The following is an 18,440-nucleotide window of genomic DNA, read 5'->3' as shown; positions in this document are numbered from 1 at the left end:
CCGCTATGGCCCGACTTTCCAGACGGTTCCGGTTATGTAGAAGCAATCACTGGCCTGGTCCGCGTTCGCTCGCCACTACTAGCGGAGTCTCGGTTGATGTCCTTTCCTCCGGCTACTTAGATGTTTCAGTTCGCCGGGTTCGCTTCCCGTACCTATGAATTCAGTACGGGATACCGCCGAAGCGGTGGGTTTCCCCATTCGGAAATCCTCGGATCAAAGCCTGCTCGCGGCTCCCCGAAGCTTATCGCAACGTGCTACGTCCTTCATCGCCTCTCAGTGCCAAGGCATCCACCAGATGCCCTTCAGACGCTTGATCTCAACTCCAACGAAAACACTTGCGCCACGCGCAGGAACAAGCCTGCTCGCGAGTTGACCGACAGGGCCAACTGTTTCCGCCGTTCGATGCTACTCCCAGCCAGGCTTGTGGCCCGGCCGAGGAGCGTCCTCGGTCACTTGCACTTCATCTTCACTTGTCCATGATCCCGTCCCTTGCGGGACACAGCAACGAGCGCTGCGCGCTCGTTGCTGTTCACGTTGCCGTGTTGTGGTTCCTTCCAACGGTCCTCAAAATCGGGCGGCCGATCTTCCACGCTCAACACCAGGAAACTGGTGGAGGCAGACGGGATCGAACCGACGACCTCCTGCTTGCAAAGCAGGCGCTCTCCCAACTGAGCTATGCCCCCGATCGGCAAACGCACGATCGCTAAACATGGTGGGCCAGGGAGGATTTGAACCTCCGACCTCACGCTTATCAAGCGCGCGCTCTAACCAACTGAGCTACTAGCCCGTCCGTGCCCCATCATGGGAGCACGTCGAGAACCGTGAGAAGGGATGCGCCGGCGGCGGCAGAGATGTCCGCTGGACTTGAAGGTGCCGGACCGTCGAGGTCGGCTTCCTTAGAAAGGAGGTGATCCAGCCGCAGGTTCCCCTACGGCTACCTTGTTACGACTTCACCCCAGTCGCTGACCTTACCGTGGTTGGCTGCCTCCCTTGCGGGTTAGCGCACCACCTTCGGGTAAAGCCAACTCCCATGGTGTGACGGGCGGTGTGTACAAGGCCCGGGAACGTATTCACCGCGGCGTGCTGATCCGCGATTACTAGCGATTCCAACTTCATGCACTCGAGTTGCAGAGTGCAATCCGAACTGAGACGGCTTTTGGGGATTGGCTCCATCTCGCGACTTCGCTTCCCACTGTCACCGCCATTGTAGCACGTGTGTAGCCCAACCCATAAGGGCCATGAGGACTTGACGTCATCCCCGCCTTCCTCCGGCTTGTCACCGGCGGTTCCACCAGAGTGCCCAACTGAATGATGGCAACTGACGGTAGGGGTTGCGCTCGTTGCGGGACTTAACCCAACATCTCACGACACGAGCTGACGACAGCCATGCAGCACCTGTGTTCCACCCGGCCGAACCGAAGGACCTCATCTCTGAAGCCCATAGTGGACATGTCAAGGGTTGGTAAGGTTCTGCGCGTTGCTTCGAATTAAACCACATGCTCCACCGCTTGTGCGGGCCCCCGTCAATTCCTTTGAGTTTTAACCTTGCGGCCGTACTCCCCAGGCGGAATGCTTAATGCGCCTTAAGACAGAGACCGGTGATGCAGGCGTAGGGCCGAAGATCGGGGTGCGGAGGGGCCGAATCAAGACCGGCAGGGCACCCATGCGAGTTTGGCCCTCCCCCGGGGTGGGAGAGGGCCAAATCGGAGCATGACAGGCGGTATCGGGTGCCGAGCGTCAGTCCAGCACGCCCATGCACCAGCCGAGGATGGCCTTCTGGGCGTGCAGGCGGTTTTCCGCCTCGTCCCAGACCACCGAATGGCGGCCGTCGATCACGCCGTCGGTCACTTCCTCGTTCCGGTGGGCCGGCAGGCAGTGCATGAACAGCGCCTCGGGATGCGCATGCGCCATCAGCGCCTCGTTCACCTGATAGGGGGCGAGGATCGCCGCACGCTCGTCCACGTCGGTGTTGTGCATGGAGGCCCAGGCGTCGGTGATGACGCATTCGGCCCCGCGCACCGCCTCTTCCGGGCTGTCGGTGACGACCAGACGGCCGTTGCCCTCGCGCTCCGCCCAGGCCAGCAACTCCGGCGACGGGCCGTAGACGGTCGGGCAGGCCAGACGCAGCTCGAAGCCGAAGCGGACGGCGGCATGGGCCCAGCTGACCGCGACGTTGTTGCAGTCGCCGATCCAGGCGATGGTCCGGCCGCCGATCGGACCGCGATGCTCCTCGAAGGTCATCAGGTCGGCCATGATCTGGCAGGGGTGGGTCTGGTCGGTCAGGCCGTTGATGATCGGGATGCTGGCATGGGCCGCCAGCTCATGCACCCGCTCCTCGCCGGTGGTGCGGACCATCACCGCATCGACGAAGCGCGACAGCACGCGGGCGGTGTCGCCGATGGTCTCGCCGCGGCCGAGCTGCATGTCGTCGGGCTTCAGCACCACGACCTTGCCGCCGAACTGCTGCATGCCGACCTCGAACGACACGCGGGTGCGGGTCGAGGGCTTCTCGAAGATCAGGGCCAGCGAGCGGCCGGCCAGCAGGGTGGAATGGGCCAGCCGGTCCTTCTTCAGGTCGGCCTTGATGCGGACGGCATGGTCGAGCAGGCGGCGCAGGGTGGCGCCGTCCATCCGGTCGATGTCGAGAAAATGCCGAACGCTGCTATTGTCGCCGCTCATCCCACGCACTCCTGCGCCGTCCGGTCGAGGATCGCGACGGCTTCATTCACTTCGGCTTCGCCGATGTTCAGCGGCGGCAGCAGCCGCACCACATTGTCGCCGGCCGGAACCGCCAGCAGGCCGTTGGCGCGCAGCTTCGCCACCACCTCGCCCACCGGCTGGCCCAGCTTGAGGCCCAGCATCAGGCCCTGGCCGCGCAGCTCCAGGAACAGCGACGGATGCCTGGCGATCAGCTCCTCCAGGCGGCCGCGTGCGTAGGCCGAGATCGTCTGCACCTCGTCCAGGAAGCCCGGCGCCAGCATGACGTCCAGCACGGCGTTGCCGACGGCGGTCGCCAGCGGGTTGCCGCCATAGGTCGAGCCATGGGTGCCGGCCGTCATGCCCGACGCCGCACGCTCGGTCGCAAGGCAGGCGCCGAGCGGGAAGCCGCCGCCGATGCCCTTGGCGACGCACATGACGTCCGGGGTGATGCCGGCCCATTCATGGGCGAACAGCTTGCCGGTGCGGCCCATGCCGCACTGGATCTCGTCCAGGAACAGCAGCAGGCCATGCTCGTCGCACAGGGTGCGCAGGCCGCGCAGGAACTCCACCGAGCCGGCGCGGATGCCGCCCTCACCCTGGATCGGCTCGACGCAGATGCCGCCGGTCTGCGGCGTGATCGCGGCGCGCACGGCGTCGAGGTCGCCGAACGGCACCTGATCGAAGCCGTCCAGCAGCGGGTCGAAGCCGTGAATCAGCTTCTCCTGCTTGGCGGCCGAGATGGCGCCCAGCGTGCGGCCGTGGAAGGCCTGCTCGAAGGTGATGATGCGGTTCTTCTGCGGGTTGCCGCTGTCATAATGGTACTTGCGGACGGCCTTGGCGCCGCATTCCCAGGCCTCGGCACCGGAGTTGGTGAAGAACACGGTGTCGGCGAAGGTCACCTCGGTCAGGCGCTTGCCAAGGCTCTCCTGCCCGGCGACCCGGAACAGGTTGGAGGTGTGCCACAGCTTCTTCGCCTGCTCGGTCAGCTTCTCGACCAGATAGGGATGCGCGTGACCCAGGGCGTTCACCGCGACGCCGGCGGCGAAATCCAGGAATCGTCGCCCGTCGGTCGCGTACAGATACGGACCTTCACCGCGCTCGAACACGACATCGGCGCGGGCGTATGTGGGCATAACGACGGGGATCACGGCTTTGGTCTCCAAAATGGAAAATCCGGCGGCCATGCCTGACCGCCGGGAACGGCAAATATCCGGGGATTGATGGGTTCTGTCAACGGACAGGGGCGAAAAAGCGCGGCGATTGCAGAGTCTTCACGCCTTCAGCTTGTAGCCCGTCTTGAACATGCGCCATGCCAGCCACCAAAGTCCGGCATTCACCGCCAGCATCACGGCGACCCCCAGCCAGCGCGCCCCGTCGGCCACCCCGATGAAGCCGTATCGGAAGCCGTCGATCATGTAGAAGAACGGATCGAAATGGGCGACCCACCAGAAGACCGGCGGCAGCGTGTCGACCGAATAGAAGGTGCCGGACAGGAAGGACAGCGGCGTCACCACGAAGTTGGTGACGGCGGCGATGTTGTCGAACTTCTCCGACCAGACGCCGCCGACCAGCCCCAGCAGTGACAGCAGCATCGACGCCATCACCGCATGGAACAGGACGAAGCCGGGGTGCGGCATGTGCAGCGGGATCACCGCCCAGATGGCGAGGCCGGTCACCAGACCGACGACGACGCCACGGGTGATGCCGCCGAAGACGAAGCCGCTGACCAGTTCCATCGGCGACAGCGGCGGCATCAGGATGTCGACGATGTTGCCCTGGACCTTGGCGATCACCACGGAGGAGGAGGTGTTGGCGAAGGCATTCTGCACCATCGCCATCATGATCAGGCCCGGTGCCAGGAATTCCAGGTAAGGCGTCGGGCCGACCATCCGCACCGCCGCCCCCAGCGACAGGGCGAACACCGCGTAATAGAGCAGCGTCGTCACCACCGGCGCCCAGACGGTCTGCTGGTGCACCTTGATGAAGCGCCGTACCTCGCGTGCGTAGAGCGTCCACAGGCCGATCCAGTTGACGGAACCGACATTGCGCGGCATGGGAGGAAGGGGAAGGGTCATCGCGTCACAAACTGCCTGTTGGGCTGCCTGTCGGGCTGCCTGTTGCGAACCGGCCGGTACAAGGCCACGGACTGTACGTGGGGCCTGCCCGTCGGGCAACCGCCGCCGCCGAAGGGACTGCCATGAACACCGACGACAAGCGTTCCGTTCCCCCCGCCCGGTCGCCGGCAGGAAAGCCGCCGAAGCCGGTCACGCCGCAGTATCTGGAGAATGCGGCGCTGCATTACCTGGAGCGCTTCGCCAGCTCAACGGCCAACCTGCGCCGGGTGCTGATGCGCAAGGTCGACCTGTCGGCCAAGGCCCACGGCACCGACCGCGAAGAGGGCGCCCGCTGGATCGACGAACTGCTGGCCCGCTATGTCCGCAGCGGCCTGCTGAACGACGAGACCTATGCCCGCATGCGCAGCGAAAGCCTGCACCGCCGCGGCGCCTCCACCCGGCTGATCGCCCAGAAGCTGGCCGGCAAGGGCATCGGCCGCGACGAGGCCGACAAGGCGTTGGACAGCCTGCGCGAGGATGTCGGGCCGGATCTCGATCTGACGGCGGCGCTGGCCCTGGCGAAGCGGCGGCGGCTGGGTCCGTACCGCCGGCCCGACCAGCGCGCGGCGCAGCGAGAGAAGGACATGGCGGCGCTGGGGCGGGCCGGTTTCGGCTATGAGATCGCCCGGCGGGTGGTGGATGCCGAGGACCCGGACGCGCTGCTGGGGGAGTAGGGCGTCGGCCGATGGAGCGCGAACAATGGAACGTCATGGAACATCTTTTCGGAGATGTTCCATCGTTCACCCCCTAAAGCGACAGGCCCTGAAACGACGAAACGCGCGGCACCCTTTCGGATGTCGCGCGCCGCTCTCTTACCGGGAGTCGGAATCGTCCTGTACGCGTCCTAAACTTCTTCAGCGGAGCGGCAAGCGCCCCGCGTCAGCACACCAAACGCGCCCCAGATGCCGGGAAGCGATCAGGCCGCAACCTGCTGCTTCTCCTGGGCCTTGGCGATCCGGCGCTTGATGCGACGGGCGTCGAGGCTCAGCACGGCGTCCTTCGCGTCGAGCAGGAAGGCGTCGAGGCCGCCCTTGTGCTCGATCGAGCGGATCGCGTTCACCGAGAGGCGCAGACGCACCAGCTGCCCCAGGCTGTCGCTCAGCAGCGACGTTTCCTGGAGGTTCGGCTGGAAGCGGCGGCGATTCTTGTTGTTGGCGTGGCTGACGTTGTTGCCAAACTGCGTGCCCTTGCCGGTCACGGAGCACCGACGTGCCATCGGACTGATCCTTTATTTTAGCAAATGAAACCCGGTAACGGACGGCCTGCCGCCCGAAGGAGGCCGCTATATAGTCGAACAAAAGCGCCGTCGTCAAGCCTGTCTTCAAGCCGGGATCCGCGATGAAACCGTAAAAAGCCGAGTCGCCGCGGGATTGTGGAGAGTCGAAGCGCGGCCGCCTGTCCGATCTGACGAAGAGACGGGCCGCGCCAATCTTGTGACGACCGGTGTCAGTTCACGGTCGGGGAGGTCTTCGACGCCGGCTTGGCGGCAACCGGCTTGGCGGCGCGGCGCGGCGCCGGCTTGGCCACGGCCTTTGCCTCGGCAGCGATTGCCGCGGCGGGGGCTGCCGTCTCGGCTTTCACCGTCTCGACCAGTTCCTTCACCGGAACCTCGACCGAGTCGGCAACTGGAGCGGCGATCGGGGCGATCTCGGCAGCGGCGGCCGGAACCGGGGCCGGAACGGTCTCCGGAGCGTCGACGACGGGGGCGGCCTCGACCTTCGGGGCGGCGACCGTCACCGGCGCGGGCTTCGGTGCTTCGGCCTGCGGAGCCGGAGCGGCCACCGGGGCGGCAACCGGCGCGATGTCGGCAGCCGGAGTCGGCAGGGCGGCGATTTCGGCGGCGATCTTGCTGGAGACGTCCAGGAAACCCTGCACGCTCTCGGTCACGCGGGCCTGGGTGGTGGACAGCCAGTCGCGCTGCAGGGCGGCCAGATCGGCGGCGTTGCGGGCCTTGCCCAGCCCGGCGGCCAGACGGCTGGCGTCGGTGACCGAGGCGGTCACGCCGTCGAACCAACGGCGGTAACCGTCCTGCACCAGCGTGGCGACGCGGGCGGACTTGGCAGCGGTGGTCTGGGCGTTGGTCTTGAACAGGGTCAGGACATTGGCGGGGGTCGGCTGAACGGTCATGGCGTTGTCTCCCGTAGAGCAAGGCATATTGGCGGAAACGGAAAGGCCGCTCCGGCGTAACCCCAGGAGACCGCGGGCACCCCGGCCCAAGCGACGGAGGCGAATCGACAAAGTCGAATCGGCGCACATCGCCCCTTTCCCGCCCGGTGCAGAATAGCCCTACGGTTGGTGCGGTGCAACGGATTTGTTGCGGTGCAACATAAGCTGAACGGGTTATGCGCTGTCCGTCCGGTTGAGGAAGCGGCCGAGAAGGGTGTGGGCCGCCGCCGTCGGGATGGTGGTTCCGGCGGTGACCTCCGCCTCGAGTCGCGCCAGATCGGCCCGCACGGCGGGATGGGCGCGGAAGCGGTCGATCAGCGTCTCGCGGATTTCGCTCCACAGCCAGGCGCGGGCCTGCTCCGCCCGGCGGGTGGCGCGGGCGCCGTTGGCCTCGGTCAGCGCCTTGTGCTCGCCGATTGTGTCCCACACCGTGTCGATGCCGATCTTCTTGAAGGCGGAGCAGCTGAGCACCGGCACCCGCCAGTCGCCGTGGCGCAGCAGGGCCAGGGCGTGGCGGTAATCCGCCACCGTGTGGCGGGCGGTGGCGGCGAGGTCGCCGTCGGCCTTGTTGACGACCACGAGGTCGGCCAGCTCGACGATGCCCTTCTTGATGCCCTGCAGTTCGTCGCCGCCGGCCGGCAGCAGCAGCAGCATGAACAGGTCGACCATGTCGGCGACCGCGGTTTCCGACTGGCCGACACCGACCGTCTCCACCACGATCACGTCGAAGCCGGCGGCCTCGCAGATCAGCATCGCCTCGCGCGTGCGCCGCGCCACCCCGCCCAGAGTGGCGCCGGCGGGCGAGGGGCGGATGAAGGCGTCCGCCTCGCGCGACAGATCGACCATGCGGGTCTTGTCGCCGAGGATCGAGCCGCCGGTGCGCTGCGACGACGGATCGACCGCCAGCACCGCGACCTTGTGCCCCAGCCCGATGACATGCAGCCCGAAGGCTTCGATGAAGGTCGATTTGCCCACCCCCGGCACGCCGGAGATGCCGAGTCGCACCGAGTTGCCGGTGTAGGGCAGCAGCGCCGCCAGCAGCGCGTCGGCGGTGGCGCGATGGTCGGCGCGCGTCGATTCGATCAGCGTGATCGCGCGGGCCAGTGCCCGCCGGTCCCCCGACCGGACGGCCCCTGCAAGTTGGGTTGCGAGGCAGGCAGCGTCTTGCGGGGCGGTGTCGGTCATGGCGGCGGTATCGGCTTGTGCGAGGGGACGGCTACCCTACCCGCGGAGCGGATTCGGATAAAGCCCACTCACGTCCGCACCGCCGGCGACTCCACCGCCTCCAGGTTCAGCGCGGCGGCGAGCAGGGCGCGGGTGTACGCCTCGCGCGGCTCCTCGAAGATGCGCTGGGTCGGCCCCTGCTCGACCACCTTGCCGTCCTTCATCACCATGACGTGGCTGGACAGCGCCCGCACCACCCGCAGGTCGTGGCTGATGAACAGGTAGGCGAGGTTGTGGCGGGCCTGGATGTCGCGCAGCAGGTCGACGATCTGCGCCTGAACCGACATGTCGAGCGCCGAGGTCGGCTCGTCCAGCACGACGAATTTCGGCTTCAGCACCAGGGCGCGGGCGATGGCGATACGCTGGCGCTGGCCGCCGGAGAACTCGTGCGGGTAGCGGTTGCGCGCCTCGGGCGGCAGGCCGACCTCCTCCAGCGCGCGGGCGACCATCGCCTCGCGCTCCGCCCGGTCACCGATGCCGTGGATGCCCAGGCCCTCGCCGATGATCTGGCCGACCGACAGGCGGGGCGACAGGCTGCCATAGGGGTCCTGGAAGACGATCTGCATCTCGCGGCGCAAGCCCCGCAGACGCTTCGGCTGCCAGCCCTGGATGTCGGTGCCGTCGAAGCGGATGGCGCCCTCGCTGGCGTGCAGCCGCAGCAGCGCCAGGCCAAGCGTCGTCTTGCCCGATCCCGATTCGCCGACGACGCCCACCGTGTGGCCGCGGCGGACCGCGACATCGACGCCGTCCACCGCCTTGATGTGGCCGACGGTGCGGCGCAGCAGGCCCTTCTTGATCGGGAAATGAACCTTCAGCCGGTCGGCGGCCATCACCTCGGCGGCATCGTCGGGCGGCGACAGCGGGTTGCCGCGCGGCTCGGCCGACAGCAGCTTCCGGGTGTAGGGGTGGCGCGGGCGGATGAACAGGTCGTCGACCTTGGCCTGCTCGACGATCTCGCCCTGGTTCATCACGCAGACGCGGTCGGCCATCTTGCGCACCACGCCCAGATCATGGGTGATCAGCAGCAGCGCCATGCCGAATCGGCTTTGCAGATCCTTCAGCAGCGCCAGGATCTGCGCCTGGATGGTGACGTCCAGCGCTGTCGTCGGCTCGTCGGCGATCAGCAGGTCTGGCTCGTTGGCAAGCGCCATGGCGATCATCACGCGCTGGCGCTGGCCGCCCGACAGCTCGTGCGGGTAGGCGGTCAGCCGCCTTTCCGGGTCGGGCAGGCCGACGAGGCGCAGCAGCTCCAGCGTGCGGGCGCGGGCGGCGCCGGACGACAGGCGCTTGTGCAGGACCAGGGTCTCGTTGATCTGCCGCTCGATGCTGTGCAGCGGGTTCAGCGAGGTCATCGGCTCCTGGAAGATCATGGCGATGCGGTTGCCGCGCACCTGCCGCAGCGTCCGCTCGTCGGCACCCAGAAGCTCGGTGTCGCGGAAGCGGATCGAGCCGGCGGGGTGGTGCGCCATCGGGTAGGGCAGCAGCTGCAGGATCGACAGCGCCGTGACCGATTTGCCGGAGCCGGATTCGCCGACCAGCGCCAGCGTCTCGCCCTTCTGGATGTCGAAGGACACGCCCTTGACGGCCTGGGTCGCACCGGCACCGGAGCGGAAATCGACGCGCAGGCCCCGCACGGACAGCAGGTCGGGATTGGGGGGCATCGGGCTCATGTCGGGTTCTTCACGGTCGTCATCGTCATTCCGCCGCTTCCTTGCGCGCCGTCGCCGCAGCGGCTTCGCCGGGTAGCGCGGTGGACATCTGGGCGATGGTCTTGCGCGGGTCGAAGGCGTCGCGCACCGCCTCGCCGATGAAGATCAGCAGGCTCAGCATGATCGCCAGCACGAAGAAGGCGGTCAGGCCCAGCCACGGCGCCTGGAGGTTGGCCTTGCCCTGGGCCAGCAGCTCGCCCAGCGACGGCGAGCCGGGCGGCAGGCCGAATCCCAGGAAGTCCAGCGCGGTCAGGGTGGTGATCGAGCCGTTCAGGATGAAGGGCATGAAGGTCAGCGTCGCCACCATGGCGTTGGGCAGCACATGGCGCAGCATGATGGTGACGTCGCCGGCGCCCAGCGCCTTGGCGGCGCGCACGTAATCGAGGTTGCGCGCCCGCAGGAACTCCGCCCGCACCACATGCACGAGCGCGGTCCAGGAGAACAGCAGCAGCAGCCCCAGCAGCCACCAGAAGGTCGGCGTCACCACGCTGGCCAGGATGATCAGCAGGAACAGGGTGGGAAGCCCCTGCCAGATCTCGATGAAGCGCTGGAACAAGAGGTCGGTCAGCCCACCGAAATAGCCCTGGACCGCGCCGGCCGCGACGCCGATGACCGAGGAGAAGGCGGTCAGCACCAGACCGAACAGCACCGAGATGCGGAAGCCGTAGATCAGCCGCGCCACCACGTCGCGCCCCTGGTCGTCGGTGCCGAGCCAGTTGTCGGCCGACGGCGGGGCGGGAGCCGGGACCGGCAGATTGTAGTTGATGGTGCGGTAGCTGTAGGGGATCGGCGGCCAGACCATCCAGCCCTTGGCCTGGATCAGGTCGCGGACATAGGGGTCGCGGTAATCGGTCTCGGTCTCGAATTCGCCGCCGAAGGTGGTCTCCGGATAGGTGTGGAAGACCGGCCAGTAATAGTGGTTCTCGTATTCGATCAGCAGCGGCTTGTCGTTGGCGATGAACTCCGCCCCCAGCGAGACGGTGAACAGCACCAGGAAGATCCAGAAGGACCAGAAGCCGCGGCGGTTCGCCTTGAAATTGGCCAGCCGGCGCCGGGTCAGCGGAGTCATCACACCCTCCGCGATTCGAAATCGATGCGGGGATCGACCATCACATAGGTGATGTCGCCGACCAGATTCATGATCAGCCCCAGCAGCGTGAAGAAATAGAGCGTGCCGAACATCACCGGATAGTCGCGGTTGATCGCCGCCTCGAAGCCGAGCAGCCCCAGACCGTCGAGCGAGAAGATCACCTCGATCAGCATGGCGCCGGTGAACAGGATGCCGATGAAGGCGCCGGGGAAGCCGGCGATGACGATCAGCATGGCGTTGCGGAAGACATGGCCGTACAGCACGCGGTTCTCGGTCAGGCCCTTGGCCCTGGCGGTGATGACGTACTGCTTGCCGATCTCCTCCAGGAAGGAGTTCTTGGTCAGCATGGTCAGGCCGGCGAAGCCGCCGATCACCATCGACAGCACCGGCAGCGCCATGTGCCAGAAATAGTCGAGCACTTGGCGGTACCAGGGCAGGCCGCCCCAATTGTCCGACACCAGCCCGCGCAGGGGGAACCAGTCGAGATAGCGGCCGCCGGCGAAGACGACGATCAGCAGCACGGCGAACAGGAAGCTGGGAATGGCGTAGCCGACGATGACCACGCCGGAGGTCCAGACGTCGAAGGGCTGGCCGTCGCGCACCGCCTTGGCGATACCGAGCGGGATGGAGACCAGATAGACGATCAGCGTCGTCCAGATGCCGAGCGATATCGACACCGGCATCTTCTCCAGCACCAGATCGACGACGCGGCGGTCGCGGAAGTAGCTGGTGCCGAAATCGAACACGATGTAGTTCGACATCATGTGGATGAAGCGTTCGTGCAGCGGCTTGTCGAAGCCGAACTCCTTCTCCAGCTGCTTGATGAAGGCAGGGTCCAGCCCCTGGGCACCGCGATACTTGCCGCCGCTGTCGCCGCCGGTCTGGTTCTGGCGCTGGGCGGCGGCGTTGGCGTCGCCGCCGGCGCTGCCGCCGATGCGCGATGTCGCCTCCACCGCCGTGCCCTGGACACGGGCGATCATCTGCTCGATCGGGCCGCCGGGGGCGATCTGCACGATCAGGAAATTGATCACCATGATCCCGAACAGGGTGGGGATGATCAGCAACAGGCGGCGGATGATGTAGGCCAGCATCGCGGGTGTCCCGACCCTCCCCAATCCTCAAGGTGACGCAGTTCAGTTCAGCTTTATATCAGGGTCCCGTGCGGCGTGGGCTGTTGGCCAGCTTGGCGTTCTTGTCCGCATCGACCCACCAGTTGTCGAGAAAGCCCAGGCCATATTTCTGGGCAACCGCCGGATGGGAGAAACGGTTCCAATAGGCGACGCGGTAGACGTTGTCGTACCAATGCGGAATGACGTACCAGTTCCACAGCAGCACGCGGTCCAGCGCCCGGGTGGCGGTGATCAGCGCCTCGCGGTCTGGGGCTGCGATCAGCGTCTCCACCAGCTTGTCGATCGCCGGGTTCTTGATGCCAATGGCATTCTGGCTGCCCGGCAGATCGGCGCGCGACGATTCCCAATAATCGCGCTGTTCGTTGCCGGGTGACAACGATTGGAGGAAGCGCTCGGTAATCATATCGTAGTCGAAATTGTCGCTGCGATTCTGGTACTGGGCACTGTCGACCACGCGGATTTGCGCTTCGATACCGGCACGCTCCAGGTTGCGCAGGAAGGGCTGCACGACGCGCTCCAAATCGGCCTGCACCAGCAGGATCTCGAAGCGGAAGGGCTGGCCCTGCGCATTGACCAGCTTGCCGTTCTTCAGCTCCCAGCCGGCCTCCTTCAGCAGGCCCAGCGCGGTGCGCAGATTGTTGCGGATGTTGCCGCTGCCATCGGTTTTCGGCGGTTCGAAGGGCTTGGTGAACACCTCGTCCGGGATCTGGCCGCGCAACGGCTCCAGCAGCTTCAACTCCTCCGGCGAGGGCAGGCCGCTGGAGGCCAGTTCGGTGTTGGCGAAGTAGCTCTTGGTCCGCTGGTACAGGCCGTAGAACAGGTTCGTCTGGGTCCATTCATAGTCGAACAGGTAATTCAGCGCTTCGCGCACGCGACGGTCCTGGAAGATCGGGCGCCGGATGTTGAAGACGAAGGCCTGCATGCCCTGCGGATCCTCATTCTTCAACTCTTCCTTCATGATCTGACCGTTCTGCACCGCAGGCACATTATAGCCGGTGGTCCAGTTCTTCGAAATATTCTCCTGCCGGAAATCATAGGCACCGGCCTTGAACGCCTCGAAGGCAACGTCGAGGTCGCGGTAATAGTCGTAGCGGATGCGGTCGAAATTGTAGCGGCCTCGGTTGATCGGCAGATCCTTCGCCCACCAATCCTTCACGCGCTCGTAGGTGATGGCGCGGCCGGGCTGCATGTCGGCCACCTTGTAGGGGCCGCTGCCGATCAGCGGCTCCAGCGTCGTGGTGGCGAAATCGCGGTTGGCGAAGGCATGCTTGGGCAGCACCGGCAACTGGCCCATGATGACCGGAAGTTCGGGGTTATTGCTATTCCGGAACGAGAATTTGACCATCCGCTCGCCGGTCTTCTCCGCCTTGGTCACGTCGGCGTAGTAGGTGCGGTAGATCGGGTGGCCCTTCTCCTTCAGCGTGTCGAAGCTCCAGATCACGTCGTCCGCCGTTATCGGCTGGCCGTCGTGGAAGCGGGCCTCCTGCCGCAAGGTGAAGGCGACCCAGCTGCGATCCGGAGCGACCTCGATGCTTTCTGCGATCAGACCGTATTCAGTGCCCGTTTCGTCGCCGTTGCCCGTTGTCAAGGTCTGGAACACCAGCCCTGAGCCGGCGGCGGCCTGTCCGCGCAGGATGAAGGGGTTGAGATTGTCGAAGCTGCCGAAGGCCATCATCTTGACCTCGCCGCCCTTCGGGGCGTCGGGATTGACATAGTCGAGATGCTGGAAGTCCGGCCCGTATTTCGGCTTGCCGTGCAGGGCCAGGGCGTGGCTGCCCCCGGTCTTGCCCTGGTCCTGAGCCGCGGCCGGGGATGCCGGTAGAAACGCTGCCGCCATCATCACCGCCGCCGCCATACCGGTGCCCAGCCACCGCATCCGACCCGTCATGCCCGACCCCCTCCCTTGCCTGTTTTCCCGAAAAGCGTTCAGTCCGATGGAGTTAGCGTCGCAATGGGGCGTCATCAAGGCTGCGCCGCCTTGCCAGCCGGATCGACCCACCAGGTCGCCGGGAAATTGGTGCTGCGATAATCCTGGTCGTATTTCGGCCAGACCGCGGGATGGGCCAGCCACGCCTTGTGGGCGATCCAGCTTTCCGGGTTGTGCCATTGCGGCACCATATAGAAGCCCCACAGCAGCACACGGTCGAGCGCGCGGGTGGCGGCCTGCACCGAGTCGAGATCCTTTGCCGCCAGCGCCTTTTCGATCAGCGCGTCGGCCACCGGGTCATGGATGCCGGAATAGTTGGCCGACCCCTTCAGACCGGCGGCGGCGGAGCCGAAATAGCTGCGCAGCTCGGTGCCCGGCGGGGTGAAGAAGGCGAGATTGATGACGGTGGCATCGAAATCGAACTCGTCCAGCCGCGCCTGATACTGGGCGGTGTCGACGAGGCGAATGCCGGCGTCGATGCCGACCCGGCGCAAGGTCTCGACATAGGGCTGGGTGACGCGGGTCAGCGCGCCGGTGCCGTCGAGGAACTCGATCGCCATCACCTCGCCGGTCTTCCCGTTGGTCAGCTTGCCGTTGCGGACCTCCCAGCCGGCCTCCTTGAACAGGCGGGTCGCCTCGCGCACCTGGGCGCGGTTGTTGCCGCTGCCGTCGGTGGTCGGCAGGCTGAAGGGCTGGGCCAGCAACCGCTCCGGCAGCTGCGCCTTGTACGGCTCCAGCAAGGCCAGCTCCGCCGGGCTTGGCGGTCCCTTGGCACCGAAGTCGGAGTTGGGGAAGTTGCTGAGCGTTCGCTTGTACTGGCCGTACAGGATGTTCTTCTGGATCCAGTCGAAATCGAACAGCAGGGCCAGCGCCTCGCGCACGCGCGGGTCGGCGAACTTGTCGCGGCGGGTGTTCAGGCGGAAGCCCTGGGCGCCCAGCGGCAGCTCGCTCGGCACCTCCAGCGTCTTGACCCGGCCGTCCTTGATGGCCGGGAAATCGTAGCCGGTGGTCCAGCGCTGCGCCCGGTACTCGCCGCGGAAGTCGTAGGCGCCGGCCTTGAACGCCTCGAACATCACGTCGTCGTCGCGGTAGAAATCGTCCTTCACGATGTCGAAATTGTAGAGGCCGCGGGCGGTCGGCAGATCCTTCGCCCACCAGTCCGCCACCCGCTCATAGGTGATGGAGCGCCCGGCATCGACCGTCCTGATCCGGTAGGGACCGCTGCCCAGCACCGGCTCCAGCGTCGTCTTGGAGATATCGCGGCCGTTCGAGGTCCACCAATGCTTGGGCTGCGGCGAGAAGGTCGTGGCGAAGTCGATGATCGGCTTGATCTCGCCCGTGCCGGTCAGGGTGATCTTGAAGCGGCGGTCGTCCAGCGCCTCCACCTTGGCGGTGCGGTCGAGGAAGGATTTGATGAAGGGGGCGCCATGGGCCTGGATGGCGTCCCAGGTGAAGACCACGTCGGCGCTGGTGATCGGCGTGCCGTCATGCCAATGGGCGCCCTGGCGCAGCGTGAAGATCGCCCAGCCATAATCGTCCGGCACCTCGACGCTCTCCGCCAGATGGGCGTAGGCGGCGTCGAGTTCCCAGCCGGAGCCGACCATCAGCGTGTCGGAGATCAGCCCCAGCGTGCGCGGCCGCACCCCGCGCAGGATCAGCGTGTTCAGGCTGTCGTAGGTGCCCGGCTGCGATTCGGCCAGCCCGACCGATCCACCCTTCGGTGCATCGGGATTGACGTGGGGGAAATGGGTGAAGCCGGGCTTGAACTGCGGCTCCCCGAACTGTTTCAGCGCGGTGACGGTCCGGGTGGCCGCCTGGTTCGCCACCTGGGCCTGCGCAAGGCACGCTGGCGTGGACAGGGTCAGGATCGTGGCGGCAACGGCGAGAAAGCGACGCATCGGCGGTCCTGTGTGGGGAGCGGACGTTCTGGTTAGATTGCCACGCCCGCGCCCCGGTCAAGCGCAATTCCGGGCGCAATTCGGGTTCGGGGTCAGGCGCTTCGCGCTGTGCGCCAATGGTCGGCCATGCGGTCCATCAACTGGCGATAGCGGCGGTCGGTCCGCATCAGCTTGCGCACCGACTTTCCGTTGCGTGGGTCGGCCAGCATCCAGGCCTCCGCCGCCGCCTGATGCTCGGGATGGATCGACAGCAGATAGATGGCCGCCTGTTCCGGGGACGCAATGACCGTCTCCCGCATCCCCTCCAGGATGGCGCCGACATAGAGCGGCAAAACCTTGCGGAAATCCTCCGGCCCGCCTTCGGCCTTGCCCTCGGCCTCGGCGAGGTCGGGGGAGGCGCCGCCGTCGGCCATCAGGGCGCTGCGTTCGGCCGCCGGCAGGGCGAAGAAGGCGTCGAGCCCCAGCAACAGGTCGCAGACGGTCTTCTTGCGCACCATCCAGTTCGACCCGCCCGACACCCGCGCCGCCAGCCCCTCCAGGAAGGGCCGCAGCTTTTCAGGGGAGGTTTCGAAAACGGAACGGGCGGGAGGGGGGATGGCGGTCATGTCGGGTCCCTCAGCCGGCCAGCACTGTCATGGCGTCCCGGTGGGTCTGCGGGTCGCCGGCGGCGATCACCCGGCCGGTGGAGTTGGCGTCGAGCGGCTTGCCCTCCCAATCCGTCATCAGACCGCCGGCGCCGGTCACCACCGGCACCAGGGCGGCGAAATCGTACAGCTTCAGCCCCGACTCGACGACGAGGTCATAATAGCCGGACGCCAGCAGGCCGTAGCTGTAGCAGTCGCCGCCATAGGACGCCGTCTTCACCTTGGCGGCGACGCGGCGATAGGCCTCGTAGTCGCTGCCGGGGAACAGGTCGGGCGAGGTGGTGCCGAACATGGCGGCAGGCAGACCGCCGGGGCAGGGGCGGACGCGCACCGGCTGGCCGTTATGGGTGGTCGGCCGCCCTTCGACGCCGATCCAGCGGTCGCCGACGATGGGCTGGTCGATGATGCCCAGCACCGGGCGGCCATGGTGCAGCAGGGCGATCAGCGTGCCGAAGATCGGCCGGCCGGTGATGAAGGACTTGGTGCCGTCGATGGGGTCGATCACCCACACCCATTCGGCGTCGAGATTCTTGGTGCCATGCTCCTCGCCGTAGATGCCGTCGTCGGGGCGCTGGCTTTCGATGATGGTGCGGATGACGTGCTCCGCCTCGCGGTCGGCGACGGTGACCGGCGAGGCGTCGGCCTTGTCGTCGATGGCGACGGGGGTGCGGAAATAGCGGCGGACCACGCTGCCGCTGGAGTCGGCCAACCGCTGGGCGAGCGCCACCATCGGGGCGGGGCAGGGTTCGGTCATGGTCGCTCCTTGAGGCTTCTGTCGAAATCGGGTGCCGCATCCTAACGGTGCCCGCCCGTTGCGAAAACCCGAAAGGCACCCGCTGCCGCTTGAAGAGAGGTCCCGGTTTGCGCCGGGCAGCCCATCCGCCGGGAGGGCTTTCCGCCCGGCGCGTCCTGTGGCAGCCTCGTTTGGCCATGACGAACCGACCCAACATCTACGCCGCCACGCCGCTCGACCGCGCCTCCCTCCGCCGCAAGGACGAGGATTGGCTGACGGAGGCCTGGCTCGCCCCCGCGTCCCGCGTCCTGCCGGTCTGGCAGACCAAGAGCTTCGTCGCCGGACCGGAGGACGCGCCGCGTGCCGTCCTGCTGCCGACGGAGGGGTTGGACGCGGTGCCGATCTTTCTCGGTCTGATGGACGGAACGCCGGTCTTCACCGTCGACCTGTCGATGGTGGAGGATCCGGACGCGCTGCCCGCCCTGCGCGGCCAGGGCCGGTTCGAGGATCTGCGCGCCACCGGTCCGCTGATGCCGGAAGGCGAGGCGGCGCTGTGCGCCTATGCCCGCGGCATGGTGTGGTGGAACGCCCGCCATCGTTTCTGCGGCGTCTGCGGTTCCCCGGCGGCGGCGGCGGAAGCCGGGCATGTGCGGATTTGCACCAATCCCGCCTGCGCCACCCACCATTTCCCGCGCACCGATCCGGCCGTCATCATGCTCGTCCATGACGGCGGCGACCGGGCGGTCCTCGGCCGGCAGAGCCGCTTTCCGCCCGGCATGCATTCGGTGCTGGCCGGCTTCGTCGAGCCGGGCGAGAGCCTGGAGGATACCGTCGCCCGCGAGGTGTTCGAGGAGGTCGGGCTGACGGTGACCGACATCCGCTACCGCTCGTCGCAGCCCTGGCCCTTCCCGTCCTCCCTGATGCTGGGTTTCACTGCGCAGGCCACCAGCTTCGACATCGATACCGGCAACGACGAACTGGAAAGCGCCGGCTGGTTCGACCGTGCGTTCCTGCGCAGCCACACGCCGGACGAGACCTTCCGCCTCGCCCGTTCCGATTCGATCGCCCACCGCCTGATCCGGGAATGGATGGCGGAGGGGTGAGG

At 66.6% G+C, this 18,440-nt stretch carries 15 protein-coding genes, 2 tRNA genes, 1 rRNA gene and 1 other annotated feature; of the genes, 2 read left to right on the top strand and 16 right to left on the bottom strand.

The genetic code is table 11. The features are described from left to right. The 6 genes from I71_RS18455 to I71_RS18430 all read right to left on the bottom strand — a co-directional run. Positions 1–316 (bottom strand): 23S ribosomal RNA (locus I71_RS18455); the annotation flags it as partial. Between the two features lie 291 nt (positions 317–607). Beyond that, a tRNA-Ala gene (locus I71_RS18450) sits at positions 608–683 on the bottom strand. A 27-nt stretch (positions 684–710) separates the two neighbouring features. Then, a tRNA-Ile gene (locus I71_RS18445) sits at positions 711–787 on the bottom strand. Between the two features lie 126 nt (positions 788–913). Then, positions 914–1,563, bottom strand: a sequence feature (16S ribosomal RNA rRNA prediction is too short). 174 nt (positions 1,564–1,737) lie between these two features. After that, complete coding sequence (argF, locus tag I71_RS18440) at positions 1,738–2,679, bottom strand: ornithine carbamoyltransferase (RefSeq protein ID WP_042696298.1); 942 nt, start codon at positions 2,677–2,679, stop codon at positions 1,738–1,740. Next, positions 2,676–3,848, bottom strand: coding sequence for an aspartate aminotransferase family protein (locus I71_RS18435; RefSeq protein ID WP_042696304.1), 1,173 nt, complete (start codon positions 3,846–3,848; stop codon positions 2,676–2,678). Before I71_RS18435 ends, argF begins: the two co-directional genes overlap by 4 nt. A gap of 123 nt (positions 3,849–3,971) precedes the next feature. Continuing rightward, positions 3,972–4,775, bottom strand: a complete 804-nt coding sequence (locus I71_RS18430) for an ABC transporter permease (RefSeq protein ID WP_042696297.1) — start codon at positions 4,773–4,775, stop codon at positions 3,972–3,974. A gap of 122 nt (positions 4,776–4,897) precedes the next feature. Here I71_RS18430 and I71_RS18425 point away from each other — a divergent pair, with 122 nt between their 5' ends. Beyond that, a complete protein-coding gene (locus tag I71_RS18425) occupies positions 4,898–5,488 on the top strand; it encodes a regulatory protein RecX (RefSeq protein ID WP_042696296.1) in 591 nt (196 codons plus the stop codon). A gap of 242 nt (positions 5,489–5,730) precedes the next feature. Here the strand turns inward: I71_RS18425 and rpmB are convergent, their stop codons facing one another. The 10 genes from rpmB to hisN all read right to left on the bottom strand — a co-directional run bounded on the left by rpmB (position 5,731) and on the right by hisN (position 17,356). After that, a complete protein-coding gene (gene rpmB, locus I71_RS18420) occupies positions 5,731–6,030 on the bottom strand; it encodes a 50S ribosomal protein L28 (RefSeq protein WP_042696295.1) in 300 nt (99 codons plus the stop codon). Positions 6,031–6,260: 230 nt separating this feature from the next. Next, positions 6,261–6,941: a hypothetical protein gene (locus I71_RS18415; RefSeq protein ID WP_042696294.1), complete on the bottom strand. Its 681-nt coding sequence runs from the start codon at positions 6,939–6,941 to the stop codon at positions 6,261–6,263. A gap of 213 nt (positions 6,942–7,154) precedes the next feature. Further along, the gene (meaB, locus tag I71_RS18410; protein WP_042696293.1) at positions 7,155–8,165 is read right to left on the bottom strand and encodes a methylmalonyl Co-A mutase-associated GTPase MeaB; all 1,011 of its coding nucleotides are present in this window, start codon (positions 8,163–8,165) and stop codon (positions 7,155–7,157) included. A gap of 68 nt (positions 8,166–8,233) precedes the next feature. Next, the gene (locus I71_RS18405; protein WP_085940749.1) at positions 8,234–9,874 is read right to left on the bottom strand and encodes an ABC transporter ATP-binding protein; all 1,641 of its coding nucleotides are present in this window, start codon (positions 9,872–9,874) and stop codon (positions 8,234–8,236) included. Between the two features lie 25 nt (positions 9,875–9,899). Beyond that, a complete protein-coding gene (locus I71_RS18400; RefSeq protein ID WP_042696292.1) occupies positions 9,900–10,982 on the bottom strand; it encodes an ABC transporter permease in 1,083 nt (360 codons plus the stop codon). After that, the gene (locus I71_RS18395; protein ID WP_042696291.1) at positions 10,982–12,094 is read right to left on the bottom strand and encodes a microcin C ABC transporter permease YejB; all 1,113 of its coding nucleotides are present in this window, start codon (positions 12,092–12,094) and stop codon (positions 10,982–10,984) included. The genes I71_RS18400 and I71_RS18395 overlap by 1 nt, the downstream gene beginning before the upstream one ends. Before the next feature lie 58 nt (positions 12,095–12,152). Beyond that, positions 12,153–14,021, bottom strand: a complete 1,869-nt coding sequence (locus I71_RS18390) for an extracellular solute-binding protein (RefSeq protein ID WP_042696290.1) — start codon at positions 14,019–14,021, stop codon at positions 12,153–12,155. 74 nt (positions 14,022–14,095) lie between these two features. Then, entirely contained in the window at positions 14,096–15,958 is a 1,863-nt protein-coding gene (locus I71_RS18385) for an extracellular solute-binding protein (RefSeq protein ID WP_042696289.1), read from the bottom strand. 92 nt (positions 15,959–16,050) lie between these two features. Then, a complete protein-coding gene (locus I71_RS18380; protein ID WP_042696288.1) occupies positions 16,051–16,563 on the bottom strand; it encodes a hypothetical protein in 513 nt (170 codons plus the stop codon). A gap of 10 nt (positions 16,564–16,573) precedes the next feature. Next, positions 16,574–17,356, bottom strand: a complete 783-nt coding sequence (gene hisN / locus I71_RS18375) for a histidinol-phosphatase (RefSeq protein ID WP_042696287.1) — start codon at positions 17,354–17,356, stop codon at positions 16,574–16,576. Positions 17,357–17,532: 176 nt separating this feature from the next. Here hisN and nudC point away from each other — a divergent pair, with 176 nt between their 5' ends. Continuing rightward, entirely contained in the window at positions 17,533–18,438 is a 906-nt protein-coding gene (gene nudC / locus I71_RS18370) for an NAD(+) diphosphatase (protein ID WP_042696302.1), read from the top strand. Positions 18,439–18,440: the final 2 nt, after the last annotated feature.

This window comes from Azospirillum sp. B506 (genome assembly GCF_000333595.1).
Taxonomy (GTDB): Bacteria; Pseudomonadota; Alphaproteobacteria; order Azospirillales; family Azospirillaceae; genus Azospirillum.
Note: the sequence above shows the minus strand (reverse complement) of the source record. Positions and strands in the feature narration are given on the sequence as shown.

Bases quoted from the DNA above. Each gene is read 5' to 3' on its own strand.
- rpmB (WP_042696295.1), bottom strand. From the start codon at position 6,030: ATGGCACGTCGGTGCTCCGTGACCGGCAAGGGCACGCAGTTTGGCAAC.
- meaB (WP_042696293.1), bottom strand. From the start codon at position 8,165: ATGACCGACACCGCCCCGCAAGACGCTGCCTGCCTCGCAACCCAACTT.
- I71_RS18425 (WP_042696296.1), top strand. From the start codon at position 4,898: ATGAACACCGACGACAAGCGTTCCGTTCCCCCCGCCCGGTCGCCGGCA.
- I71_RS18405 (WP_085940749.1), bottom strand. From the start codon at position 9,874: ATGAGCCCGATGCCCCCCAATCCCGACCTGCTGTCCGTGCGGGGCCTG.
- I71_RS18400 (WP_042696292.1), bottom strand. From the start codon at position 10,982: ATGACTCCGCTGACCCGGCGCCGGCTGGCCAATTTCAAGGCGAACCGC.
- I71_RS18390 (WP_042696290.1), bottom strand. From the start codon at position 14,021: ATGACGGGTCGGATGCGGTGGCTGGGCACCGGTATGGCGGCGGCGGTG.
- argF (WP_042696298.1), bottom strand. From the start codon at position 2,679: ATGAGCGGCGACAATAGCAGCGTTCGGCATTTTCTCGACATCGACCGG.
- I71_RS18385 (WP_042696289.1), bottom strand. From the start codon at position 15,958: ATGCGTCGCTTTCTCGCCGTTGCCGCCACGATCCTGACCCTGTCCACG.
- hisN (WP_042696287.1), bottom strand. From the start codon at position 17,356: ATGACCGAACCCTGCCCCGCCCCGATGGTGGCGCTCGCCCAGCGGTTG.
- I71_RS18430 (WP_042696297.1), bottom strand. From the start codon at position 4,775: ATGACCCTTCCCCTTCCTCCCATGCCGCGCAATGTCGGTTCCGTCAAC.
- I71_RS18395 (WP_042696291.1), bottom strand. From the start codon at position 12,094: ATGCTGGCCTACATCATCCGCCGCCTGTTGCTGATCATCCCCACCCTG.
- I71_RS18415 (WP_042696294.1), bottom strand. From the start codon at position 6,941: ATGACCGTTCAGCCGACCCCCGCCAATGTCCTGACCCTGTTCAAGACC.
- nudC (WP_042696302.1), top strand. From the start codon at position 17,533: ATGACGAACCGACCCAACATCTACGCCGCCACGCCGCTCGACCGCGCC.
- I71_RS18380 (WP_042696288.1), bottom strand. From the start codon at position 16,563: ATGACCGCCATCCCCCCTCCCGCCCGTTCCGTTTTCGAAACCTCCCCT.